Here is a 25,016-nt window from a genome sequence, read left to right on the forward strand (position 1 = left end):
ATGATGCGCAGTAATCATATAAGCGCAACCATCCGTTTGCAATTTAATCAAAATTTCACTTTTGATCATGCTAATAGTTTGGTTGATTATTATTCCAAGCTGGGAATTACCCATATTTATGCATCACCCATATTAACTGCTAGAGAAAATTCCACTCATGGCTATGACATTGTTAATCCTACTCAGATTAATTCAAATCTAGGTGGTATCGACGGATTAAGGCGCTTAGTAAAGACATTAAGAAATCATCACATGGGATTAATCATTGATATTGTCCCTAACCACATGGGCGTTGGTGGTCATGAAAACCCGTGGTGGCAGCATGTGTTGGAATGGGGTCGCAAAAGCCCTTATGCTTTCTGGTTTGATATCGATTGGGATTCTGCCGATGTTCATTTAAACAATAAAATATTGGCGCCTTTTTTGGGTGATCCGTACGGCACTTCACTCGAAAATGGCGATATTAAACTTAAATTTAACCCGACAGAGGGCCGCATAGAGGCTCATTATTTCTCCCATTGTTTTCCTATCTCACTATCAATTTATAAAGAAATATTAAGTCACAACCACTCACAATCTTTTGAAAAAATAATTTCAGAATTAGCAGAAATAGATTTTGAACTCGATTTTTTAATCATTGAAAATGATGTAGAAAAAGTATTTCAACAGTTAAAAAGCTTGTGTGCATCAGAAACTGGCCTGTTAACTTTAACTGAAATATTAGATTTATATAATGGCGACTCTAAAGAAGCCAAATCCCGATTACATGATTTACTAGAACGCCAGCATTACCGACTTACATGGTGGCGGAACGCGACCGATCAAATTAATTGGCGCCGATTTTTTGAAATATCTGAGCTTGCTGGTATAAGGGTTGAACTAGACGAGGTTTTTGAAGCCACTCATTCACTTATATTTGATTTATATAAAGAAGGCCTTATCGACGGACTGAGAATCGACCATATCGATGGATTAGCCTATCCACAGCAATATTGCACAAAACTGCGGTCACGTTTGCAAAAACTATCTAATCACCGACCACCAGACTTGCAGCAAGAACCTTATTTGATTGCTGAAAAAATTCTCGCGCATAACGAATTTTTAGTGACGGATTGGCAACTCGAAGGCACCACTGGCTATGACTTTATGGAAGATGTGAATGCATTATTGCATGATGCAAACGGAGAAGAGCCACTGACGCTTTTATGGGAAAAGATTACCCAAGATAAAAACGACTTCAATCAAAATATCCATAATGCCCGCAGACAATTATTAAGAGAAAATTTTGTTGCCGAATTTGAAGCGACGGCAATGGCATTGCATAAAATAGCCAGAGTAGACTTAAATACCAGAGATTACTCTTTGGCCTCTATCAAGCGCGTGTTAACAGAAATTTTGGTGCACTTACCTGTCTATCGGACTTATATTGTTGCTTCAGAAAAACCTTCAATATTTGATCAATCTATCTTTGATGGAATAGCGATCAATGCACTGCGTACGCTCAGCAATGTAGATAAGCCTCTATTGAATATAGTGTTAAGTTGGCTAATCGGAGACCAAGTTCAATCGGGTGATAATAGCCTTTTTGCCGACCTTTCCAGACGAGCAATTTCCCGCTTTCAACAACTCACGCCCGCACTTGTTGCAAAATCTGTAGAAGACACCGCTTTTTATCGTTATGGCCGATTACTGTCGCGAAATGAAGTGGGTGGTAGCCCAGAAATATTCTCAATCAGCATTGAGGAATTTCATCAACGATGCCTCACGCGTCAAAAAAATTATCCTTTGGGTATGCTAGCTACAGCGACACACGACAACAAACGCGGAGAAGATGCACGTGCAAGGTTAGCCGTGCTCAGTGAAATCCCTTTGCAATGGCAACAAACTGTTTGTCATTGGTTTCAGTTAAATGCAGCTTACAGACAAGATATTCAGCCCAATAATAATTTGGATGCTCTTTATATCGCGCCAAGACCTCATCATGAGTACATGCTCTACCAGACATTAGTAGGGCATTGGCCTTACGACTTGTCCATTGATGATGCGGATGCGTTGGAACAATATGCCATAAGATTAAACGCATGGTTTTTAAAAAGCATCAGAGAAGCCAAGCGTTTTTCAAATTGGATTCAGGTAAATGAAGAGTATGAAACCGCCTGCACAACATTCATTTTCAATATTTTAAAGCTAGAAAATCAGCAATTTATAAAGGAAGTCTCTGCTTTTGTAAGACGTATATCGAGTGCTGGAATAATCAATAGTTTATCGATGTGTTTACTACGTTTGACATGCCCGGGAGTACCAGATTTATATCAAGGGACAGAGCTTTGGGATTTTAACTTGGTAGATCCAGACAACCGACGTGAAGTTAATTATGAATTTAGGCAGCAAGTAATTAACGAGGATTTTGAATTAAAAGTCAGATTAAAAAATTGGGAAGATGGGTCCATTAAGCTAGGATTAATTAAGGAGGTGTTAAATCTTAAAAAAGCTAAACCTTCTCTTTTTAACAAAGGTGATTACACACCCTTAAAATTAACTGGTTCGAAGAGTGAGCATTTTATTAGTTTCGCTAGAAACTTTAAAAGTGAATCAGTCATAGTCATTGCACCGAGAATCTTAACAAGAATATTATCAGGCCACAATAACCCAAGCCTGATTCTAGAAGAGAATGAACTTATATTAACTTTAGAAACGGGTATCGAAAGCCTCTACGATATCTTCACAAAAAGGAATTTTAAGATTAGTAATGGAAAATTAGACTTATCTAAAATACTTAAGGATTTGCCTTTTTCTGTCTTACTTTACCTAAGGTAATTCACGCATTAATTTAATATCTTAAGCACTTTTTCATAGACCAATTGAAAAAACTCATGGCATTCCGCCCAGAATTTTTTGCGCTATACATGGCAATATCAGCTTGTTTAAGTAATTCATCCACGTCATACCGATTACCGTGAAAAAGGGTAACCCCCATACTACAGCTAATAGAGTACTCGTTATCCTGTAGAAAGAATGGCTGGTTAATGGCAGCAATAATCTTTTTTCCAACGATCTTAGCTTCAACAGTAGCCCCTTCTGCACCGTCACTCAAATCCTCTAACATCACTACAAATTCGTCACCACCTAAGCGCGACACGGTATCACCTTCGCGCACACAATCTTGTAAACGGACGGCCACTTCTATCAGCAACAAATCTCCAAAATTGTGCCCTAGAGTATCGTTTAATAGTTTGAAGTGATCCAGATCGATAAAAATTATCGCGCCGTAGCGATGGCTTCTAATGCTACTTGTGATGGCTTGATGTAGACGATCCTGAAGCAGGCGGCGATTCGGCAGCCCCGTGAGTGGGTCATGAAAGGCAAGGAGAATGATGTTCTCCTGAGCTTCTTTAAAATCTCGGATGTCAGATATAGCCGCGACGTAATTGGTGACATGCCCATCAGGCGCGGATACTGCGGTTATCATCAACCGATAAGGATTGATTACACCATCTTTACGTTCGCTCCAGATTTCTCCTAACCAAGACTTTTTATCAGATAAACTTTTCAAAATGTCATCATAAAACATTTCATTATGATGCTTGGAAATAAGTATTTCTATAGACCTACCCAGCACCTCTTCCATACTGTATCCAGTCAATTTGGTGAAGGATTTGTTTACACGCAAAATGATGTTTTTAGCATCTGTCACCAATACGCCTTCCTGCACTTCAAATGCACTTGCCACTAGGTGTAATTCCCTCTGTTGTTCTTCCAATTGCATATTGGCTAAGCGCAAATCATCTATCGCGAAATGTCGATCAAGCGCATTAGCAAATCCACCTCCACTGAAAAGAAGAAAGCACCCAGAGGTGACAATGACAGCGAGTAAATGAGGTTTGAACTGTAAATTGCCAACAGCGCAGATACTATTAGGAGAGAAAACAGTACCCACCATTGCGGTGTAGTGCATACCTGCAATTGCCAGGCTCAACACTATTGCCCCGAACAAATGCCGAAAAAGTGGATGTAATACAGTTTTGTTACCAGCATATACGATAAGAAGCGCACTAATAGAGGTGGTTATTGCGATAACAATTGAGAGGATGACTAAGATGGGTTTATAGGTAATTGACGGTTCAATTCTAAGCGCTGACATGCCCACATAATGCATGCTCACTATGCCTAAGCCCATTAATAAACCGCCGATTAACATATTTTTCAACGGTAACTTAGGGTTTCGGAGAAAATAGAACCCAGCGATTGCAGCTACAATCGCTGGTATTGCTGAAATAAACGTCAGGCGACTATCATAAGCCAGAGGGATGGGTAAATGAAAGGCAAGCATACAAATAAAATGCAGCGCCCATATAGCTATACCCCAAGTCACACCTCCTGCTACCATCCATGCGAGGCAGGGTAGCCCGTACTTTCTCGCATACGCTCTGCATGAGAAAGCGCTATGAAAGAGCCAAAAATAGCTATTAACACAGATAAAACGACAAGATCACCGTCCCAGCTAATCTTCAAGCGCTTTCTCCTAACACTTCAATTTAATTAAGTAATTGAAGTCGCAACCTAAAACTCAGATCGGTTTCTTTCAAAATCACGCTTTATTTTCGTGTAGGTTTCAAGTTAATCGGCCTGTCCATCAATCGCTGTTTATTCGCCAGATTTTTCAATATCTAGACTGTTTAATATGGACAAGCAATGAAGGTTTTTAATTGAGTTAAGTGTTAGTAGGAATATCAGAGTTTCCCCATTCTTTCTCAAGACGATCACGATCCGCATCCGAACGAGGATTGACACCTAAAAGTATTCCACCTTCTTTAATACCAAGCTCGTATTCTTTTAGACGATCTTCAGGAAGGCCCCAACCAATGAGCGCGCCAACAAGTCCACCAGTCACACCGCCAGCTCCCGCGCCTGCAATAGCAGCAGCTAATGGACCAGCAACCCAAATTCCCAGTCCAGGCAATACTAAGGTGGTGCCCATTGCAACCACAGCTGCCGCAATGGCGCCAATAGTTGCACCCGTTACGCCCCCAACAGTAGCGCCTTCACTTGCTTTATTGCCTACTTCTGTTTCTAGAATGACACTCTTTCCATAGTAGCGTTCTCTAGTTTCCTCTGACATCACGACATTGATTTCTTCGCCAGAATAGCCTGCTTGAGATGCGCTCTTATATGCACGATCAGCAGTTTCTTTATCTTTAAATAAACGGGTTAAATAGCTCATCAAGGTATCCTTTAGTTTTATGAAAAATCTAAAATCAATATTACCTAAGCAAACTTCGCTAATCAGTGTGATAGCGTACATATGGGTATTATTTGAAATTTCATGGCTTAAGGCATATTTATAGTTTGCTTAAGCACTAGGTTATTTAATATTAATAAGCCAAGTCCTACGGCTATTTAGGCAACTTTCCTATTACTTAATAAGTGACAATCTAGAAAAATGATTAAATAAATAAATCTTAAAACATTCACCAGACGAAAAAGGTGAAATACCACTTTATTCACCTAGTTAGAATGAGGAGATCAATATGCGCAGAAAAATCTATTTCTTATTACCAAATATAAAAAGTGCCCAACAGATGATGAATGAGTTGTTGCAGAGCGGTATCAAAGCCAAGCAAATTCATTTTGTTGCAAACCGAAATAAACCTTTAGAAAACCTACCTGTTGCTAACATCATTGAAAGATCTGGCTTATTAATAAGTGCTGTGATCGGACTGTTGTTTGGTGTTGCTTTTGGCCTGTTAGGCGGTTTGATGGCGGTGATGTTCCCTAACTGGTTTGGTGAGGTTTCCCCACGTGTAATTCCTTACTATATGCTTGTTGGCGGTGTGTTTTGCGCGCTTTGGGCAGGAATACTAGCGATTGGCATTACCAACCGTAGAATTGGCAAATTCAAGAAAAAAATTGAACAGGGAAAAATATTAATGATCATTTCTATCCCGCTTGAAAGGCTAACGGAAGTTCGGGATAAATTAACCAAAGATCATCCTGAAGCTGTTTATGATGGACAATGGCCAGCCACTGATCAGGCTTTGTTCCCTTAACTTGATTTCGAGAATAAATTAAGTACGAGGTTTTTATATATTGGCAGTAAGTTTGAATTTGTTACAGTACGAAGTTGGTTTCCCTTAACTATAGGTTTTTAATAGCGAGGGAGAGATTATTTGAGTATTTTTATATTGAGACCAAGGGTCGTTATCTAATACAGACATTCTTTCAAAAATATTTAGCAGCTTGAAACGATCAGGGCTTTCTTCCTCCTTGAGTTCTTCCCAAGTGATAGGAGTCGATATGGTTGCACCAGCTCTCGCGCGCAAAGAGTAGGCGGCTATTGCTGTAGACTCTTTTCCATTGCGTAAATAATCGATAAATATCTTATTTTTACGCTTCTCTTTGCTCATAACCGCGGTAAAGTGCGATGGAATGGTTTCTGCTAGATAGTTAGCAATACCCTTAGTGAAAGCTTTAATCACAGAGAAATCGTGCTTAGGTTTAATTGGCACCACTATATGCAAACCTTTACCACCCGTGGTCTTGATAAAACTTTGTAATTCCATGGTATCAAGCATGCATTTTATTAAGAGTGCGCCATACTTTACCTTCTCCCAAGGCAGAGATAAATCGGGGTTTAAATCGAAGGTCAATCTATCAGGTTTGTTCAAGTCACCTAGCTTAGAACCCCAAGTATGAAATTCGATAACGCCAAGTTGTACCAACTCCATGACTGCATCGATTTCATTTGCGATTAAATACTTACCCTTATCGTCGCTATCTACCTCAATTCTTTTTACAAACTTAAAATTTAATTCATCTAAATGTTTCTGAAAAAAACAGGCCTTTTCAGCACCATCAGGACAGCGTAATAAGGAAAGCGGCCTATCGATTAAATGCGGCATTAACCATTCAGATATTTTAAGGTAATAATCTGCAACATCGGATTTAGTGATTTTTTCAGATGTGTAAATTACCCTTTCAGGATGCGTTAATAAAATCTTGGTTTTAGTTTCAACGTTACTCATAATCTTAGATTTTTTATTGGTTGCCATTTCGGCTTTGGTGCTAGATTCATCATCAGACTCAAGTTCTGAAGTACTCTTTGCGTCAATGCTACTTGCATCTATTTCAATTTCACGGCTAATCTTCGAAGCGGTTTTATCTTCGCGCAAGCCGACATAAGATGGATGCCTTAGTACATTATCCTCTGTCCATTCCGCAAACTTAACCTCACAAACCAGCTTAGGTTTCAACCAGGTGATGCCTTTAGTCTGATAACCTTTAGGAGGATTTACAAAAGCTGCGGTAGTCAATTTTAATGATTTAAATTGCTCCATTAAATTATTAATCACCTGAACATTGAACCCGGTACCAACTCTGCCAGCATAAATAAATTCTTTTTGCTCAGAATAATAGCCAAGCAATAAAGCGCCAAACCCAGACCGACTACCAGCAGGCTTAGTGAACCCACCAATGATAAACTCCTGACGTTTTGAACACTTTAGCTTCAGCCAGTTTTTAGTTCGAGCTTGAACATAAGGCGCAGCTGGATTTTTGACTATGATTCCTTCTAGGCCAAGTTTGCAGGTACTTTCAAAAGACAGTTTAACGGCACCAGTATTATGCTCACTGTATTTTAAAATTGAGTGATCGGTTTGAGATGAGAGTATTTCTTTAAGTAGTAATTTACGGTCCAGTAAACGTAATGAGCTTATATCCTGCCCATTTAAGTAAATTAAATCAAAAATATAATATTTAAGTTGAATATCATCTTTTGGATTATTCACATCATAGTTACTTAAAGCGCCGAAGTTAATTTTTCCATCTTTAACTGCCACCACTTCGCCGTCTACCCAAGCATTATCGATGGGCAATTTTTCCAGCTGCTCGGCAATCATCTTCCATTGCTTAGTCCAATCATGCCCATTGCGCGTGAACATCTTGACCTTGCCTGATTCAATTCTACTTAAAGCCCGATAGCCATCAAACTTAACTTCGGATATCCATTCTTCGCCTACTGGTGCTTCTGAAACTAATGTGGCTAATTGAGGGCTGATTTTATCGGGGATTTTTTCTGTGTTCGGTTGCTTTGTTTGAGTTTTAGAGGAAGCGCTTGTTGTTTTTGTTTTCTCAACTGTTTTGGTTTTTAAATTCAAAACACTTTCAGCTCGATTTTCTGTCACATTCGCAGCTTGCCCTGATTTAGCATGGTCATCTTTTTCTTTTATAAGCAGCCAACTGTCTTGTTTATCATCCTCATCTGATTTCTTTTTCATTCTAACCAATGCCCATTTACCACTTAATTTCTCCCCAAGTAATTCAAATTTTAGGTTACCTTTTTGGTAATCAACTTTTGGATCACCTATTGGAATCCAAATACCCTTATCCCACAACACCACTCCACCAGCACCATATTGGCCTTTAGGAATGCGGCCTTCAAAACTACCATAAGTTAGCGGGTGATCTTCAACATGAACGGCCAAGCGTTTATCGCTTGGGTCTAAGCTTGGCCCCTTAGGCACAGCCCAGCTTTTAAGTGTGCCATCGAGCTCTAATCTAAAGTCATAATGCAACCTAGAGGCGTGATGTCGTTGAATAAAAAAACTCAAAGTCTCACTTGATTTAATGACTTCTCCACGAGGTTCAGCGGTTATCTCAAAGTCTCTTTTTTCCCAGTATTTATCAAGACTCATGAGGCTTTGCTCACTTTGTCTTTTTTACCGCTCTCTTGCTGTTCTGCCTGCTGTGAACCTTTCTTATTTTTGCTTTCGATACTTTGTTTAAGTAAAGCCATAATATCTACAATGTTTGATTCGGTTGAAACTGGCGGCGGCTCACTATCATCCAGCAATTTAGTTTGCTTGGACTTAATTCTTTTATTAATGAGTTTTAATAAATCATTTCGATAATTGTCTTTGTACTGTTTAGGATCCCAAGTCTCAGACATGCCTTCAACTAATGATAAAGCCATTTGTACTTCTTTGGTGGAAACTTCTGTTTTACTGTTTTTTAATTTAGGAACTTTGTATTCATCCATTGGATGCATATCTTCTGGATAACGTAACAAATTTAAAACAATCATGTCATCAATCGGTATAAGTGCTGCCAAGTGTTGTTTAACCCTAATCACAACTTGGCCGATGGCAATTTTTCCAGATTTTTTTAACGTTTCGCGTAGCAGGGCATAGACTTTATCCCCACCCTTCGCCGGAGTGAGGTAATACGGCTTTTCATAATAAATTGGGGAAATTTCTTCTGTATCGATAAAAGATAAAATATCAATGGTTTGAGTAGATTCAGGATTAGCGCGTTTAATATCTTGTTCACTCAAGACCACATATTGTTTATCCTCAAACTCATAGCCTTTAACAATATGTTCCCACTCAACCTCTTTGCCCGTGTTTTTATTAATGCGCTTATAACCGATAGGCGCAAAGTCACGTTTATCCAACATATCCAAATCTAACTGCTGCGCACTCTCTGCCGAATACAAATCAACGGGGATATGTATCAGCCCAAAACTAATCGCGCCTTTCCATAAAGCTCGTGGCATGATTTATCCAACTTAACAAATTGTTAAGTTTATATATTCGGGGAAATTTTACGTGTCATGTAAGGACTGAAAAGAATGTAAGATTTTTCTGATGAAAGTTTCGGATTGACTAAGATAACGAAGCCATAGGAATCCAATTTCTGGACTATGCTTAAATGTTGGGTGCTTTACATTTGGCGAATAAGGGATGAAAGCTATTACTCATTGCCTAATGGCTCATAACCCGCATCAACTTGTTTATGTTCAAGAGTTGAAACCAGCTTATTGAGATTTTGAAGTGCATCTGGCAATATTCCACGATATGGGGGCGGGCATTTTTCTAAAAGGGCTCGTCCTTTTGGAGTTATTTCAAGATATACCACGCGCTTGTCATCTATGCTTCTGGTTCTCAAAATGTAACCACTAGATTCAAGCTTTTCCATTAAATTGCTTGCCGTCGACTGATGCACAGCCATTGCTTTAGCCAATCCTGAAACCGTTAACTTTTCATTTTCGGTAATTTCTGCAAGTGCCCAAAAGAGGCTCCACCTATTCCAGCTTTTTTTTCGATTTCATGAAAATGCCGATTGGCTGATTTAAATACAATGCGAAAAAGTGCCAATGTATCTAGTGCAGATTTTTAGTTGTTCAAAGTAATCATAAGAAAAAGCCTTATTTCTTTACTAAGGGTGTGAGTTGCGTTGACTGAATGTCAGCCAGTTTTGCATAAAGTGGTGGGCTAAATACTCTCGCGGTTAATGAAGCAATCATAGTCACCGCCATTAAGCTAATAACCATTTCGTGCCCATCTATCATCTCCATGACAATAATGAATGATGTTAAAGGTGCTTGCGTTGCCGCAGATAAGAACCCAGCCATGCACAGTGCAATAATTGCTATTGGTAACTGGCTATTGCTAAACAAAGGCAACATATCATGGCCTATGCCAGCCCCAATAGACAATGACGGTGCAAATATTCCGCCGGGAATGCCACTCATGTAAGTAAAAATTGTCGCGAGATATTTAATCGGCGCGTATTGCCAGCTATCAACGCCTCCTCCTTTCAATAGCTCTTGGGTGTATGAATATCCAGAACCATGGGCAGCACCCGCGCTGATGACACCTAGCAAGGCGACCATCAAGCCGCAAAACCCTGTCCACCATAGCGGATGCAATTTGCGAAATGCACCTAATCGCCCTTTGAGCCGACTGGAAGATTCAATGAGGGTTCTACTAAAAAATCCTCCAAATATTCCGCAAACCATACCGCAAAGAATGACTGGTAGGATAATTGTTCTATCAATCACCCCTACAGCAAGATTACCAAAGTATATATAGTTTCCTTGCATAGACATTGATACAAGCCCTGCCAATACAATGGCCGTGATTACAACGCCATTGGTTTTTTGTTCAAAACCTCTTCCTAATTCTTCAATGGCAAACACTACACCAGCTAAAGGTGTGTTGAATGCAGCTGAAATGCCGGCTGCACCGCCTGCTAAAATTAAATGCTTAGGATGAACCGAAAATCCAACTGGCAAAAATCGCCTAAAGGCATGCATGATGCTTGCACCTACTTGCACTGATGGGCCTTCTCTCCCAGCAGAGAATCCGGCGGCTAAAGCACCCACACCAAGGGTTATTTTGCCAATCGCTAATTTGAGTGAAACAAAAGAGGATAGAGGGAGGTTTTGGTTTTCTACATGCAGGGCGGCTATGGTTTGCGGAATACCGCTTCCACCTGCACCTTTAAACCAGCGGTTAGTGACCCAAACAATCAGCATACCTGCCAGTGGCGTGATTAATATTGGCGCCCACCAGTACGATTGTTGCATTGAAAAGAACAGATCAATAGCATGTTCGGAAGCTTTGGCAAACAGCACTACGATTAATCCTGCAGTTGCAGCGGCAGTCCAAACAATCAGTCGACCACGCCATGCATCAAGATTAGTTAATTTAAAGGTTTGAAATGTAGCGATAATTTCACTGAGGGTTAACATGATCGCTTTTCTTGGAAGTATTTAATCTTCAAATAAGCTATGAGTAGGTACATGGAGATTTGTCTTGATAAAATACAATTGTACAATAGTATTTATAAAAATAATTCGCTTAAACTATTCATTTAACAATGACAGTTTTAAAGACCACAAATCTGCTTATAAATGAATAGTTAAACTAACCCAATTTATTATCGGCAATATGATACTTTGGGTCTTCCATTACATTAACCTCAATCATGCCTTTGGCGTTGTCTAACAATTCTAAACAATCTTGACTCAAGTGTTTTAAGTGCAAGGTCTTACCCAAAGATTGATATCTAATAGCCAAGGCATCAATGGCAACTAGTGCGGAATGGTCAACAACACGGGCATTACGGAAGTCAATCACAACATCATCTGGATCATTAATCGGTAAAAAAAGGTTCTGAAAAGCGGAAACTGATGCAAAGAATAAACTGCCCTGCAACTCGTATATTTTCCAGCCTTTTTCATCTACAAATGCATTTGCGCTAATTTGTTTGGCATGCTCCCAAGCAAATACCAGCGCCGCCACAATCACTCCAACAATCACGGCAATGGCTAAATCGGTGAAAACTGTGGTCACGGTGACTAATAAGGCTACAAAAAGGTCTGCTTTTGGCACTTTGCCAAATAGTCGAAAGCTGCCCCATTCAAATGTTTTTTCGGCAACCACAAACATCACTCCAATCAATGCAGCCAATGGAATCATCTCTATCCAACGAGATGCAAACAGAATAAATGAAAGTAAAAATAAAGCAGTTGCGATGCCTGATAATCTTTTCAATGCTCCGTTATTCACATTAATCATACTTTGACCAATCATGGCGCAACCGCCCATGCCGCCAAACACACCTGTCACTACATTGGCAACGCCTTGTGCTAATGACTCACGATTTGGTTTGCCTCTGGTATCTGTCATGTCGTCAATTAGATTGAGCGTTAGTAAAGTTTCAATTAACCCAATTGCGGCAAGAATCAATGCATAAGGAAAAATAATCCTCAACGTTTCAAAGTTAAATGGCACTTCAGGTAAATGGAAACTAGGTAATCCACCAGCGATAGAGCCTAAATCTCCAACAGTTTTAGTATCAACACCAAGAAATGGCACGCCAAATGCCACTACCATAATAGCGGCAAGTGTAGATGGAATAGCCTTTGTGATTTTAGGTAACAAATAGATGATGGCAACTGTGAGTGCAATCAAACCCGCCATGATATAAAGAGGCTCGCCGCTCATCCATGAAGCCTGGCCATCAGTCGATACTGTTTTAAAATGACTAAACTGCGCCAAAAAGATAACGATAGCCAGCCCATTTACAAAACCTAACATCACAGGATGAGGCACCATCCGAATAAACTTGCCTAATTTCGCTACAGCAAACAACATTTGCAATAAACCCATTAAAACAACGGTAGCAAAAAGGTACTCAGCCCCATGCTGAACAACCAAAGCCACCATGACGACCGCGAGAGAGCCAGCTGCACCAGAAATCATGCCTGGACGACCACCAAATGTAGAGGTTATAAATGAAACAATAACGGCAGCATACAAGCCAGTGAGTGGCGAAACATGGGCAATGATTGCAAATGCAATTGCCTCTGGCACCATGGCTAATGCCACAGTTAAGCCACTTAATAAATTTGTTTTTATTTCTGGCAGATTAATATTTTTAAAGTTTAATGTAGTCAAACTGTTTCTCCAGATACGATAAGATTCATCGCCTGCTTAATTTGACGATTATAGGCAAGACTGATTATTAAGATGAAATTTGAAAATGAGATGAGGGAGATTAAGCACCACCTATAACTAGGCTACGCGGGCTTACGATTGATAGTGTTAACTAAAAACTGGTGCCGGATGTCGGAATCGAACTGACGACCTTCGCATTACAAGTGCGCTGCTCTACCAACTGAGCTAATCCGGCGTTTTTACAGGAGGCAAATTATACTAAAAATTTTACGTTTGTCATGCATTGCAAACGTATTATTTAAAATTAATTAGCTCAAAAAAGACAAAAAGGGCAGCGAGATTTGTTCCCAAATTAAGAATATGGACTTAGATCACTTACTATGGCTCCAAGTGTCGCTAAAGAAGCTTCGGTGCGCGCATCCCAGATATGACCATAGTTCAACCGAATATAATCTGTAAAACTCTTTTGAGCAGAAAATATCGGCCCTGGGGCAATACTTATACCATTGGCAAGTGCTATGCGATGAAGCTCTAGTGCATTGACCCCGTCAGGAAGTTTCATCCACAAAAAATAGCCTCCTTGAGGTGGCGTGAGTCTTGTTCCCTTAGGAAAATATCGCTCTATCGATTCAATGAATTTAATCTGGTTAACTAAAAGCGTGTGGCGTAAAGTACGTAAGTGTTTATCGTAACCACCTTTCTGTAAGTATTGGGCTAATGCTACCTGGGCGGGAACCGACGCACTCAACGTTGTTGTTAATTTCAAACGTTCTATCAATTTTGAGTACCTTCCCGTGGCTACCCAGCCCACACGGTAGCCAGGTGCAAGGCACTTCGAAAATGACGAACAATGCATAACTAAGCCCTCTTTATCAAAAGCTTTAGCTGGTGCGGGTCTCTTCTCCCCAAAATATAACTCACCGTAAACATCATCCTCAATCAATGGAACTTGATATTTGCTTAGCAGAGCAACCAAAGCCTGCTTCTTCTCATCTGAAAGCAGACTCCCCAACGGATTCTGGAAATTCGTCATCAGCCAGCATGCTTTAGGTTTATGGTGTTCTAAAGCCCACTCCATAGCCTTAAGATCAATACCATCTCTTGGATGGCTCGGCACTTCAACAGCGCGTAGTCCAATGCGCTCAATAGACTGTAATGCAGCATAAAAAGTGGGGGACTCTATAAGCACAGAGTCTCCCGGCCGCGTAACAGCCATTAAGCAAAGATTTAAAGCTTCTAGCGCACCGTTAGTCACCACAATTTCATCAACAGGCACATTTAAGCCATCTATCATGTAACGAAGCGCAATTTGACGTCGCAGATTTGCATCACCAGGACTTAAGTTATCTACGCTTTGCCACGCGTCCATCACCTGCACGCTTGAGGCCATTGTTCTAGCTAAGCTAGCCATCGGGAACAATAATGGACTAGGGAAAGCGGAGCCGAAAGGCACTATATTTCTAGCGCGCATTGATTCAAGCACTTCAAAAACAAGCTCACTGACATCTACTTGGGTAGAGGTCTCATTAACCTCTGATTTAGGTTCTGGCGAGGGTGAAATTACTATAGCACCGCCAGTGACAAAGTACCCAGAACGCTCGTGTGCGCTTATTAGACCTCTTGCCTCAAGTAAATAATATGCTTGAAAAACAGTTGAAGGGCTAATGCTTCTACTTTGACTGGTATGCCTAATAGAAGGTAGTTTGTCTCCGCGACAAAGCACGCCATTTTGAATTGACTCTGCAATTGTATTAGCTAGTTGTTCGTAAAGTTTCATGAATATTTTTTCATCTAAACTATTTATAAGTTTAGCTCAAAGGTTTGCTTATTTTGGCATCACGCTGAAAGCTCTTCTAATATTGGGCACTCTGGACGTGAGTCACCATTACAACAACTCGCCAAGTGTTCAAGCTGTATCTTCATCGTATTTAAACTAAGGATTTTCTCGTCTAGTGCGATGATGTGATCGCGCACGAGCGCCTTCACCTTACTACTTGCTCTATCTTTGTCACTCCATAGCCCTACTAATTCAGATATCTGCTTGATGGAGAAACCGAGGTCTCTTGCATGGCAAATAAAGCGCAGCATATGTATATCTCTGTTGTTATAGAGTCGGTACCCAGAAAAGGTGCGTGAAGCCTTTGGAATAAGCCCAACGTCTTCGTAATGTCGAATCATTTTTGCAGAGATTCCAGACTTAACAGCGGCTTGTCCGATATTGAATAGTTCGTGCTCCATCATCTATGCCTTTCATCAAAATCAATGGGTTTCCAGCTTTTAAGCATCAAGGAGTTGGTCACGACACTCACTGAGCTTAAGGCCATGGCAACGCCAGCAATGACTGGATTTAACAATCCAAATGCAGCTAGCGGAATGCCAATCAGATTATAAATAAATGCCCAAAATAGATTTTGTTTAATCTTGCTATAGGTTCTGCGTGAAATATCGATGGTGTCTGCGACTAAACTGGGATCCGAGCGCATGAGTGTGACATCCGCAGTATGCATGGCTATATCAGAGCCTGCTGACATAGCAAAGCTCACGTCTGCAATAGCCAAAGCTGGTGCGTCATTAATTCCATCACCCACCATCGCGATTACTTTCCCTTGATTCTTGAGGTCGGCGATGACCTTTGATTTAGTTTCTGGGGTCTGTTCAGACAAGACTTTCATGATGCCAATATCATTTGCCACTTGCTTAGCGCTAATCGCATTATCCCCAGTTAACAAAACTGACTCCACGCCGAGTTGATTAAGTGCTGACACAGCATGTTTGGCAACAGGTTTAATCTCATCAGCAAATGCTAAGAAGCCTAATATTTTCCGTACCCCATTTACCTCTTCTGCTAGCCATGAAATCGTATGGGATTTCTCCTTTAGAGTTTGAGCGAAAGGCATCAAAATATCCATTGAAATTTCCAACTCGGCCATCCAGCGCTCATTGCCAAGGTAAACCGTTCGATCCTCAACCCATGCCTCAACCCCTTTGCCTGCAATATCGCGTAGGTCGGTTGCATTTGACGCAAAAATATTATGCTTAGTGGCGTAATCCAGCACAGCTTTTGCCAATGGATGCAGGCTACCTTTTTCTAAGGCAGCCGCCAGTTTAATGAGATTAATCTCATCAGTATTAATAGCACGAAGTGCTGTAAGTAATGGTTTACCTTCGGTCAATGTTCCCGTTTTATCAAACACGACAGTATTCACCTTGAGTGCAAGCTCAAGTACATTTGCATCCTTGATAAGTATGCCATAGCGAGCCGCTGCACCAGTGCCGCACATGATCGCTGTAGGTGTGGCAAGCCCTAGCGCACAAGGACAGGCAATGACCAGTACTGCAACTGCATTTAATATCGCTTGTTCCCAGCTACCAGTGGTGATAACCCAACCTACAAGCGTGATGAAGGCGATGACTAATACAACGGGGACAAAAATTGCACTTACTTTATCAACGAGTCTTTGGATATGGGGCTTAGCAATCTGTGCATCCTCAACTAAACGAATAATGCGAGATAAGGTAGTTTCTGTACCGATCACTTGCGTGTTGATAAGCAAAAGTGCGTCCAAATTCACTGATCCGCCCGTGACTTGCTGTCCAATAGTTTTATTGACGGGCGCACTTTCACCAGTAATGAGTGCCTCATCTACATATCCAGAGCCTTCAATGATAAGACCATCAACTGGAATGCGCTCACCTGGACGGACGATCACCAAATCACCTACCTTTACTAAAGACAGTGAAACATCCACTTCTTCATTTTCGCGCTTGATACGCGCAATATCTGGCTTTAAGGCCTGCAAGGCGCGAATGGCTTCGGTAGTTTGGCGCTTTGCACGTTGTTCAAGCCATTTACCAAGCAGGACTAGCGAAATAACAGCACTGGATGCCTCGAAGTATAAATGGACGCTACCTTTGTATAACATATATAACGAAAGCCCATAAGCAGCGGTGGTGCCTATAGTAACGAGAAGATCCATATTGCCGTTTTTATTGATAGCGGCTTTCCAGCCAGCTTTGTAAAAACCAGCCCCTAACCAGAATTGCACAGGAGTAGCCAAGGCCAATTGCAACCAGCCTGGCAACATTAAATGCACGCCTGCGAAATTTAGAATCATGGGAACAAGCAAAGGGAGGCTCAGTAAAGTCGCAAATACAACATGCCAGCCATTGCCCTTAACTTCCGTATGCTGATGTTCATGATCAATCATTTCAGACCCATAGCCAGCATCTTTAATCGCTTGTTGGATTTGCTTATGTGTCACTTTACTGGTCAAATTAACATGAGCTCGCTCAGTCGCAAGATTAATTGCCACTGACAGAACTCCAGGCACCTTGTTAACAGCGACTTCGATACGAGATGCACATGAAGCACAACTCATTCCGCTAATTGCGAGGTCAATTTCTGAGTTTTTTTCGACTTGAGATTGCATTGTCAGCCCCTAATATAGATTAAGTAAACATGCATCATTAACCTTCCAATGATAGCAAGGTCAATACAATTAATTTAATTTTATTTACTTGACCTTGCTATCATTGGAAGCTTGAAACTAAATTTTCTTAAACAAAGGAATCACTAAAATGTATACCTTCAATGTTTCAAAAATGAGTTGTGGCGGATGTGCTAGCAATATTACGAAAGTAATAAAGAGTATGGATCAAAACGCCATTGTTGAGGTTGATCTGCAAGGGAAGATCGTCAAAGTAGAAAGTGTGCGATCTGAGCAGGAACTAGCAACTGCGATTACCAATGCTGGTTATCCTGCCTTGGCCGTCGCAAATTAAGTAGCTAATGATCGCCAAACACCGGTTAGTGTTATGAGTTATAGATAGCAGCCGTAATTTCATAGGATTTTAAGCGTGCAGCATGATTAAAAATCTGTGAAGTCACCATTAACTCGTTTGCTTCAGTTTTGGCGATAAAAGTTTGCATTTCACTTAATACTTTCTGATCATTCCCGATAGCAGAACACGACAAGACTTGATTAAGAATGGCGCGTTCTGCTCCACCAATTTGGTTCCAAAGGTTAGCAACTGGCGGTGGCAACTTAGTTGGATTTCCACTGCGCAGATTGATGAATGCTTGCTGCATTGACGAAGCTAAGAAATGTGCTTCATCATCTGTATCAGCCGCAAAGACATTGATTCCAAGCATCACGTATGGACTTGCCAAATATTCAGAGGGTCTAAAAGTTTCTCTGTAAATTTCCAGCGCTTGCATCATATATGCAGGGGCAAAATGTGAGGCAAAAGCGAATGGTAAGCCCAACCCAGCGGCTAACTGTGCGCCAAATAAACTTGAACCTAGAATCCAAATTGGAACATTCAGTCCTGTGCCAGGTACAGCTTTAACGGGACTTTTTGGTTCTTCTGAAAAATAATCTAATAACTCCATGACGTCTTGTGGGAAGTTATCTGATGTGGAATCTAGATTGCGGCGTAAGGCACGTGCTGTAAGTTGATCTGAGCCGGGGGCTCTTCCAAGTCCCAAATCAATTCGTTTTGGGAATAAAGATTCCAGGGTGCCGAATTGTTCTGCAATCACTAATGGTGAGTGGTTTGGCAGCATTATTCCGCCGGCACCAATCCTAATAGTTTTTGTTCCAGCAGCCAGATGTCCAATCAATATAGAAGTCGCAGCGCTCGCAATACCCGGCATGCCATGATGCTCGGCTAACCAATATCGATGGTAACCCCATTGTTCCGCATGTTGAGCAAGATCAAGTGACTGCTTGAAAGACTGAGCTGCAACAGTTCCTTCAGCAATGGGTGAAAGATCAAGAACTGATATTTTTGGTTTAGATTGCAATTGCATCCTTTGCTAGATTTACACCGTCGTTACGTTCGTTAGTACTTACTTAAAAAACCAGTGGAAACAACACTAACAAAATGCCAAATAATGAAATCAACCAAACAATAGAACGGATAACAGGTATTCCAAATGCATACAAGGGAAAATAAACCACCCTAGCTGCTAAATATAGAATTGCTCCCCATTGGCTGTAAGTAGAATAAAGTTGAGTGGTAGCAGTTATCAATATGACTGCTGCAAACAGAGGAAATGTTTCAAAGAAGTTAGCTTGTGCTCTAAATAGTCGATTTGTCATAGCGCTCAGCTTAGGCTGAACGCCGTCACGAGCACCTACATTCCATTTAGCACCTAGCTCGTTAGTGCGAGCTTGACCTGCTATAAGAATATGCGCGAGACCTAATAAAACTGACCACACCAAACAAATGAGTTCAACTGCCATAGTAATCTCTCTTAGTTTATAAATGTCTATCTAATATTAATATCATAGAATGCTGGTGCTCAGCATAAGTTCTATACGGAGTTCCAAATGGCAAATTTAAATGCCTGCTTTGCAACCCTAGGTTCGAAATCAGTAAGCGGACTATCAACTTCTAATCGTCTGACATTAGTCGTTAGGCGCATTAATATCTTAACGCGTTAAAGCAGCCAGCGGTGGTGTTGAATGTCGTGAACGATGTGATGATTACCTCGATTAACTCTTGGCATTTGGCGCAAAATATCCCAAATGCCCAGTTATTCATTTACCCTGACGCTGGGCATGCTGTGCACTAACATTATCATGAACGCTTCCTGAAACACACGATCCAATTTCTTCATGAGTAGCCGCATAGCACCTGTGCTGATACGTATGTGTAAGGCATGGCATTACCGTCCGTGCACCTAAATCGTGTTCTTAACGGCTTTATAAAATACATGACCAGTTTATCTGACCACTAAGAAGCTTTCCCGTGATTTCTGATACCACTGCTTTACCATCTATCAATCTAGAACAACTGCTCGCGGCACAGCGTGCAGCCTATCGTCTTCAGGGTTCGCCTTTGGTCGGCGATATTGACTATCTACACACCAACTTCGGCCGTATGATGCGCCCAGAAAAGCTCCACGTCGCGATCCATATGCAAGCAGGTTCAGCACGCGTTGAGTATCAGCTGCTCGGTGGTTGGCGTGATGGCACAATGGAACTACCCAGTCATACTTGCCTTGATGCCAGTGGTAACGGCCATAGCCGCTGGCAATCGTGTGATGCTGAAACCCTCTGAATTCACTCCGACAATCAACGCCCTGATCGAGGAGATACTAGGCTCACTCTTTTCCAAAGACCAGGTCGCGGTTGTAAACGGCGATGCTGCAATCGGCGGAGCCTTTTCCGCTTTGCCTTTTGACCACCGTCGGGGCAAGTGGCATCGGGGCTTATCATGGCATTGAAGGTTTCCGCCGACTAAGTCATGCCAAGGGCATTTATGAACAAGGCAGTTGAAACATATTGACGTTGCTCCGAGCGCCATTTGGCAAGGTGGCAGACCGTATTCTCAACATCATCCTTCGATAAGCGCTGATGCAGACCATTTTATTTCAAATAGGAAAACATACAGACTCTAGGACTTTCTGGATAAAGTTATGAATGTGTGCTTTTCGGACAATAGCAATTGTTATCGCGAACAGTGATAAATACATGCTATGTCCCTATTGTCCCTTTGGCGCCATGTGTAGTTTGATACTTCGTCGGTCATTTTAAATATCTACTTATTCCACTTTGAATATCTACTCATTCTAAAATGTTGAAAGGGCCAGATAACTGGCCCTTTCAAAGTTTATATGCAACTAATACTTTAACTTAAGGGATAACAATGCACTTCTGGGTGAGCCATATGTATTGTAAAGGTCGGCACCGCCATGTGCGGATATGAAGTATTCCCTATCAAAAATATTGTTAAGTGTCAGCTTCACATCGTAATGCTTAGTCTCATAATATGCACTGGCATCGAATCTCACATAGCCCGGCAACTTCACTTCATTGCTGACTGAAGCGTACTGGTCGCCAACAAATACAGCACCGCCGCCTAAACCAAAACCGTTGCCTAAGCGGTGGCTCAACCAAACGTTAGCACTATGTCTTGGCGTCAAGCTTGGGCGGTTGCCTTCGATAGCGAATTTTTTGGCTGTTGCCGTAGGACCAAATACACTGGTGACGGTTGAGGGGGAATCAGTGATTTCAGCATCCATATATGCATAACCTGCTGTGACATCCCAACCATCTGCCAATTTACCAGCCGCTGATAATTCCAGGCCATCTGTGCGCTGTTCACCTACTGGCAATAGTACAGTCGGTGCAGCGGGATCGGCACTTTTAATATTTGTGCGCTCAAGTCTGAACAGCGAGATCATGGTTGAAAGATTGCCATCCAGAAAGTCCATTTTTGCCCCAACTTCGTAATTGGTGGTTTCTTCTGGAGCAATTTCAGCGTTATTTGCTGCCAATGTAAAGTTTTCCTGTGAGGGCTGGAATGATTTGGTATAAGAGCCATACAAACTCACAAAGTCGTTTGGTTGATACACTAAACCAGCTCTCGGGCTAATTTCTTTATCGACGCGACTCAATTTTGTATTGTTCAAGCGATTCTTGGCTTCCTGATCGAATATATCGTATCGCGCTCCAATCAAGGCTTTCCAGTTTTTGCTGAGTGTTACCAAATCTTGTGCATAAAAACCTTTGGTTTCACTGATCCCAGATGTGTCAGCGGTTGCGGCAAACCCAGTGCGTTGCGAACGGGGTAGCACAGGGTCATATAAACTGACATTACCAGGATTAGCAAAATTACCATTTTGATTATCTTTTATTTGCCTGCCGATTTCCACACCAAATAACAATGAATGATCTAAGCCCAATCCCTTTGCTTTGATGGTCAAATCCGTTTGATTAAAATAGCCATCCTCTTGTCGTTGTACAGTACTGTAGCGTCTTGTCACTTGACTATTGGCACTGGGTAATACGCGCACTGCCACTGTATTGTTACGATCTAAGTCATATTCATATGCACGAAAGGCATTTCTAATTTTCACATCATCGTTAAAGCCATGTTCCAAGACTGCTGTGCCGGCCGTCATACGTGATTGCACATAGTCATCTTTTTCACCATTAGATGAGCCATAATATGTTTTTCTTGAAACGCTGACAGGGCGACCGTTGATAGCTGGTACACCAAAATCGTTTAGACGCTTGTCATCCAGATGCTCAAGTTGAAACGTCAGTTTAGTTGCATCAGACAGATTCAAGCTGAGTGAAGGAGCAATAAATTCACGCTTTACGAAATCTTCTTCTCGAAAGCCATGTGAATCTTGTTTGGCACCAATGATTCTAAAGGCTGCTGCATCGCCGAGTGGCTGATTGACATCTGCCTCAACGCGGTAAAAGTCATACGAGCCTACGGTTGCAGTCAAGCTGCCTATGGCTTTATCAAGTGGTTTTTTGGTGATACGGTTGATGATACCTCCTGAGGAGCCGCGGCCATATAAAACCGCTGCTGGGCCTTTTAATACTTCAATCTCTTCCACATTCGACAAATCGCGGAAATATAAAGCATCATCTCGAAAGCCATCTACAAATTGATCAGAAATTGCAGAAAAACCGCGGATATTCACTTGGTCACGCTGACCATCTCCATTACTAAAACCAATGCCTGGCACATTTCTCAAAGCATCTTGCAGTGATTGAGCTCCTTGATCCTGAATGATTGCTTGCGTTATGACGTTTACTGTTTGAGGAATATCACGCAATGGAGCTTCTATTTTGGCTGCCGTCTTAGTAGTCAATGGTTGATAAGAAGGTGTTGTCGTGGTCGATTGAACATTCACTTGTGGCAGTTCTGCCAAACTTGACGAATCAGCACTCGCATTTACTTTTTTTTCTTCAGCTATCGCAAGTTGTGTGCTACTTGCTAGCGCCATCAATACTGGTAAATGTATAATTTTTAGTTGTAGTTGGTAAAACATTGCGGTCATCTTCCCTTATAAGTTTTAAAGAATTAAGCGAAATAGATCCAATTTAGTGAAGATTATTGGAATCAGATATCAGCTCAAGCACCTTTTGATCATTGATTTTTTAATAATGTATATCTCACCTTTAATGCTCAATATGGATTTCTTCAGCATTTCCAAATAAATCAAATGAGTCTATGGAAGTTTCCACTTCCGACCCTATTCCGATCCTATGAGGGGTGAGTTACGCTTAATAATTTTTTAATTTGCATATATCCTGTTTGCATACACAATTGTAAATGAGAACGGTTATCATTTGCAAGTACAATATAAATACCTGTCCATATTTGTTTACCGCCTATAAAAATAGGTTGCTATTTATTAATGAGAATGATTATCATGTAGCTCTATCAGCCTATACCAGCTTTTTATTTCCAAGGAGAGTTTATGAGAGAACTCGTTACCGTTGCTCATGTGCCATCAGATTCCATCAATGAAGGCTTTATTACCGCCGCAAATACAATAGGACTTTCAGTAGTATTGCTGACGGATTGCGCGCAACTTCATCGCGAACATTTCACCCAATCAGATCTGGCTTCTTGCTGATTGAGATAATTTTGATATATTTATGCCATCAATTCATTCAATAAAATTACTACATCGCTGGTTGGGTTTAAGCCTAGGCGTTTTTTTAGCGATCTCAGGCTTAACCGGCAGTTGGCTCATTTATGACCGCGCAATAGCAAAACCTGCCATCGAGATCATTCCTTTAAGCAAAACGATGCCCTTGGAGACTTTGTATCAAACGGCTATTCAACATTTACCTGTTAATACGGATATACAGTTACGCCTTCCAAAAGAAGACAAACTGCCTTATCAATTCCGAGCCAAAGATAAGCAAATGCTCATCAATCAATATACGGGTGAAGTATTAATCATAAGGTCTATTGATTACTGGCCACATGGGTGGCTTTTACACCTTCATGCCGAGTTACTTCAGGGGAAGCCAGGCAAGCAGATAATTGGATGGTTTGGTGTTGGCATATTTATTATTACCCTTTTCGGTTTATATTTGGGGTGGCCAAGGAGATGGTCCAAGGTTTTTAAACTAAGGCTTCGACAGCAAAGGTTTGTATTTCATTATGATCTGCATAAACTAAGTGGCCTTTTGGTCGCCCCATTATTTATGCTTGTACTCATAACAGGCATCAGCCTTAGCTTTTCTTCTGTGACCAATGATGTACTGAGCTATCTGTTCAATAAGCAATCGCCTAAACTCCCTTTAGTGAAATTAACTAGTAATGGCTCAAGAGCTTTGCTGGATGACATTATTAGCAATGCAAATGCGGCATTACCTGGGGGCCGTATAGGCACTATACAAATCCCCAATTCGCTTGATAAACCTGTTGCAGTTAGAAAACGATTACCCAGCGAACCCCACCCCAATGGGCTCAATATGATTTATATTAATCCCTCAGACGCTTCCGTACTTCAGGTAGTTACATTAGATTATGCAGAACCTTCCAAGCGATGGTTCAACTGGGCATACCCTTTACATAGCGGAGAGGCCCTTCCTTATTTGCAGTGGGTTTTATTGGTAGTGGGTTTAGTCCCTACATTCCTGCTATTCACAAGTCTTTATATGTACTTAATTCGGTCAAAATTCATCAAAAATTAAATAAATCTGAATCAAGCAGCTGCAAAGCAACATGTCTGTGACGTTAAAACCCCCTTATACCGCGCCGAGCAGCGCAAGTTTGAGGGGAGTTTTCGTCAAGGGCTGTTTGAGCCAAGTGATTTTTTTGGCGACTTCCGATTGACGCCCATCAAGCTGAGCAGCGCAGGAAACAAGCGGTAGTGGGGTGCTCTTTTGTTTGGTTACTTTGTTTTGAGCAAGCAAAAGAAAGTAACTCGCCGAGGGGCGAAAAGATACATTTCATGCGGCGCAATACGCAAGCTATTGCGCCCTTGTATTATAACTCTCGTGTAAT

Annotated in this window: 20 protein-coding genes, 1 tRNA gene and 1 pseudogene; 7 read left to right on the forward strand and 15 right to left on the reverse strand. The window is 41.2% G+C overall.

Going from position 1 to position 25,016, the window contains the following annotated elements:
• Entirely contained in the window at positions 1-2,817 is a 2,817-nt protein-coding gene (treY, locus tag PSV17_RS05390; protein ID WP_300480353.1) for a malto-oligosyltrehalose synthase, read from the forward strand.
• A 13-nt stretch (positions 2,818-2,830) separates the two neighbouring features.
• On the opposite strand, the gene PSV17_RS05395 is transcribed toward treY, so the two are convergent.
• From PSV17_RS05395 to PSV17_RS05405, 3 genes are all read right to left on the reverse strand, one after another.
• The gene (locus PSV17_RS05395; protein WP_300480356.1) at positions 2,831-4,372 is read right to left on the reverse strand and encodes a diguanylate cyclase; all 1,542 of its coding nucleotides are present in this window, start codon (positions 4,370-4,372) and stop codon (positions 2,831-2,833) included.
• Between the two features lie 8 nt (positions 4,373-4,380).
• A complete protein-coding gene (locus PSV17_RS05400; protein ID WP_300480359.1) occupies positions 4,381-4,512 on the reverse strand; it encodes an MHYT domain-containing protein in 132 nt (43 codons plus the stop codon).
• 199 nt (positions 4,513-4,711) lie between these two features.
• Entirely contained in the window at positions 4,712-5,221 is a 510-nt protein-coding gene (locus PSV17_RS05405) for a hypothetical protein (RefSeq protein WP_300480362.1), read from the reverse strand.
• Positions 5,222-5,528: 307 nt separating this feature from the next.
• Here PSV17_RS05405 and PSV17_RS05410 point away from each other — a divergent pair, with 307 nt between their 5' ends.
• Entirely contained in the window at positions 5,529-6,047 is a 519-nt protein-coding gene (locus tag PSV17_RS05410; RefSeq protein WP_300480365.1) for a hypothetical protein, read from the forward strand.
• 84 nt (positions 6,048-6,131) lie between these two features.
• Here PSV17_RS05410 and ligD read toward each other — a convergent pair whose 3' ends face one another.
• The 9 genes and pseudogenes from ligD to PSV17_RS05455 form a co-directional block, all read right to left on the reverse strand.
• Complete coding sequence (gene ligD, locus PSV17_RS05415) at positions 6,132-8,690, reverse strand: DNA ligase D (protein WP_300480367.1); 2,559 nt, start codon at positions 8,688-8,690, stop codon at positions 6,132-6,134.
• Positions 8,687-9,550: a Ku protein gene (locus PSV17_RS05420; protein WP_300480369.1), complete on the reverse strand. Its 864-nt coding sequence runs from the start codon at positions 9,548-9,550 to the stop codon at positions 8,687-8,689. Before PSV17_RS05420 ends, ligD begins: the two co-directional genes overlap by 4 nt.
• Before the next feature lie 197 nt (positions 9,551-9,747).
• Positions 9,748-10,062 (reverse strand): annotated as a pseudogene (locus PSV17_RS05425) (MarR family transcriptional regulator); the annotation flags it as partial.
• A 139-nt stretch (positions 10,063-10,201) separates the two neighbouring features.
• Positions 10,202-11,530, reverse strand: a complete 1,329-nt coding sequence (locus tag PSV17_RS05430) for a chloride channel protein (RefSeq protein WP_300480372.1) — start codon at positions 11,528-11,530, stop codon at positions 10,202-10,204.
• A gap of 175 nt (positions 11,531-11,705) precedes the next feature.
• Positions 11,706-13,241: a SulP family inorganic anion transporter gene (locus PSV17_RS05435; RefSeq protein WP_300480374.1), complete on the reverse strand. Its 1,536-nt coding sequence runs from the start codon at positions 13,239-13,241 to the stop codon at positions 11,706-11,708.
• Between the two features lie 159 nt (positions 13,242-13,400).
• Positions 13,401-13,476, reverse strand: a tRNA-Thr gene (locus PSV17_RS05440).
• A 117-nt stretch (positions 13,477-13,593) separates the two neighbouring features.
• Positions 13,594-15,018 (reverse strand): PLP-dependent aminotransferase family protein, encoded by a 1,425-nt coding sequence (locus PSV17_RS05445; protein WP_300480375.1) that lies wholly within the window; start codon positions 15,016-15,018, stop codon positions 13,594-13,596.
• A gap of 59 nt (positions 15,019-15,077) precedes the next feature.
• Positions 15,078-15,482 (reverse strand): Cu(I)-responsive transcriptional regulator, encoded by a 405-nt coding sequence (cueR, locus tag PSV17_RS05450; protein ID WP_366910387.1) that lies wholly within the window; start codon positions 15,480-15,482, stop codon positions 15,078-15,080.
• The gene (locus PSV17_RS05455) at positions 15,479-17,671 is read right to left on the reverse strand and encodes a heavy metal translocating P-type ATPase (RefSeq protein WP_300480377.1); all 2,193 of its coding nucleotides are present in this window, start codon (positions 17,669-17,671) and stop codon (positions 15,479-15,481) included. The genes cueR and PSV17_RS05455 overlap by 4 nt, the downstream gene beginning before the upstream one ends.
• Before the next feature lie 148 nt (positions 17,672-17,819).
• Here PSV17_RS05455 and PSV17_RS05460 point away from each other — a divergent pair, with 148 nt between their 5' ends.
• Positions 17,820-18,023 carry a heavy-metal-associated domain-containing protein gene (locus tag PSV17_RS05460; RefSeq protein WP_300480380.1) on the forward strand — a complete coding sequence of 68 codons (204 nt, stop codon included), beginning with the start codon at positions 17,820-17,822 and terminating at the stop codon, positions 18,021-18,023.
• A 31-nt stretch (positions 18,024-18,054) separates the two neighbouring features.
• Here the strand turns inward: PSV17_RS05460 and PSV17_RS05465 are convergent, their stop codons facing one another.
• Together PSV17_RS05465 and PSV17_RS05470 are read right to left on the reverse strand one after the other, a co-directional pair.
• Positions 18,055-19,053 carry an LLM class flavin-dependent oxidoreductase gene (locus tag PSV17_RS05465; RefSeq protein ID WP_300480383.1) on the reverse strand — a complete coding sequence of 333 codons (999 nt, stop codon included), beginning with the start codon at positions 19,051-19,053 and terminating at the stop codon, positions 18,055-18,057.
• Positions 19,054-19,096: 43 nt separating this feature from the next.
• Positions 19,097-19,489 carry an MAPEG family protein gene (locus PSV17_RS05470; RefSeq protein ID WP_300480384.1) on the reverse strand — a complete coding sequence of 131 codons (393 nt, stop codon included), beginning with the start codon at positions 19,487-19,489 and terminating at the stop codon, positions 19,097-19,099.
• A 508-nt stretch (positions 19,490-19,997) separates the two neighbouring features.
• Between PSV17_RS05470 and PSV17_RS05475 the strand changes: the two genes are divergently transcribed.
• On the forward strand, positions 19,998-20,309 hold the full coding sequence (locus PSV17_RS05475) for a hypothetical protein (RefSeq protein WP_300480386.1): 312 nt from the start codon (positions 19,998-20,000) through the stop codon (positions 20,307-20,309).
• The gene (locus tag PSV17_RS13925; protein ID WP_366910390.1) at positions 20,254-20,475 is read left to right on the forward strand and encodes an aldehyde dehydrogenase family protein; all 222 of its coding nucleotides are present in this window, start codon (positions 20,254-20,256) and stop codon (positions 20,473-20,475) included. The genes PSV17_RS05475 and PSV17_RS13925 overlap by 56 nt, the downstream gene beginning before the upstream one ends.
• Positions 20,476-20,871: 396 nt before the next feature.
• On the opposite strand, the gene PSV17_RS05480 is transcribed toward PSV17_RS13925, so the two are convergent.
• The gene (locus PSV17_RS05480) at positions 20,872-23,049 is read right to left on the reverse strand and encodes a TonB-dependent siderophore receptor (RefSeq protein WP_300480389.1); all 2,178 of its coding nucleotides are present in this window, start codon (positions 23,047-23,049) and stop codon (positions 20,872-20,874) included.
• A gap of 423 nt (positions 23,050-23,472) precedes the next feature.
• Between PSV17_RS05480 and PSV17_RS05485 the strand changes: the two genes are divergently transcribed.
• Positions 23,473-23,631, forward strand: a complete 159-nt coding sequence (locus tag PSV17_RS05485) for a hypothetical protein (protein ID WP_300480390.1) — start codon at positions 23,473-23,475, stop codon at positions 23,629-23,631.
• A gap of 22 nt (positions 23,632-23,653) precedes the next feature.
• On the forward strand, positions 23,654-24,703 hold the full coding sequence (locus tag PSV17_RS05490) for a PepSY-associated TM helix domain-containing protein (RefSeq protein ID WP_300480393.1): 1,050 nt from the start codon (positions 23,654-23,656) through the stop codon (positions 24,701-24,703).
• The last annotated feature ends 313 nt before the right edge of the window (positions 24,704-25,016 follow it).

Source organism: Methylotenera sp. (assembly GCF_029946165.1).
In the GTDB taxonomy this organism is placed as follows: Bacteria; Pseudomonadota; Gammaproteobacteria; order Burkholderiales; family Methylophilaceae; genus Methylotenera.

Bases quoted from the DNA above. Each gene is read 5' to 3' on its own strand.
- PSV17_RS05445 (WP_300480375.1), bottom strand. From the start codon at position 15,018: ATGAAACTTTACGAACAACTAGCTAATACAATTGCAGAGTCAATTCAA.
- PSV17_RS05480 (WP_300480389.1), bottom strand. From the start codon at position 23,049: ATGACCGCAATGTTTTACCAACTACAACTAAAAATTATACATTTACCA.
- PSV17_RS13925 (WP_366910390.1), top strand. From the start codon at position 20,254: ATGCCAGTGGTAACGGCCATAGCCGCTGGCAATCGTGTGATGCTGAAA.
- PSV17_RS05420 (WP_300480369.1), bottom strand. From the start codon at position 9,550: ATGCCACGAGCTTTATGGAAAGGCGCGATTAGTTTTGGGCTGATACAT.
- PSV17_RS05460 (WP_300480380.1), top strand. From the start codon at position 17,820: ATGTATACCTTCAATGTTTCAAAAATGAGTTGTGGCGGATGTGCTAGC.
- cueR (WP_366910387.1), bottom strand. From the start codon at position 15,482: ATGATGGAGCACGAACTATTCAATATCGGACAAGCCGCTGTTAAGTCT.
- ligD (WP_300480367.1), bottom strand. From the start codon at position 8,690: ATGAGTCTTGATAAATACTGGGAAAAAAGAGACTTTGAGATAACCGCT.
- PSV17_RS05405 (WP_300480362.1), bottom strand. From the start codon at position 5,221: ATGAGCTATTTAACCCGTTTATTTAAAGATAAAGAAACTGCTGATCGT.
- treY (WP_300480353.1), top strand. From the start codon at position 1: ATGATGCGCAGTAATCATATAAGCGCAACCATCCGTTTGCAATTTAAT.
- PSV17_RS05470 (WP_300480384.1), bottom strand. From the start codon at position 19,489: ATGGCAGTTGAACTCATTTGTTTGGTGTGGTCAGTTTTATTAGGTCTC.
- PSV17_RS05455 (WP_300480377.1), bottom strand. From the start codon at position 17,671: ATGCAATCTCAAGTCGAAAAAAACTCAGAAATTGACCTCGCAATTAGC.
- PSV17_RS05410 (WP_300480365.1), top strand. From the start codon at position 5,529: ATGCGCAGAAAAATCTATTTCTTATTACCAAATATAAAAAGTGCCCAA.
- PSV17_RS05430 (WP_300480372.1), bottom strand. From the start codon at position 11,530: ATGTTAACCCTCAGTGAAATTATCGCTACATTTCAAACCTTTAAATTA.
- PSV17_RS05490 (WP_300480393.1), top strand. From the start codon at position 23,654: ATGCCATCAATTCATTCAATAAAATTACTACATCGCTGGTTGGGTTTA.
- PSV17_RS05485 (WP_300480390.1), top strand. From the start codon at position 23,473: ATGAGAGAACTCGTTACCGTTGCTCATGTGCCATCAGATTCCATCAAT.
- PSV17_RS05465 (WP_300480383.1), bottom strand. From the start codon at position 19,053: ATGCAATTGCAATCTAAACCAAAAATATCAGTTCTTGATCTTTCACCC.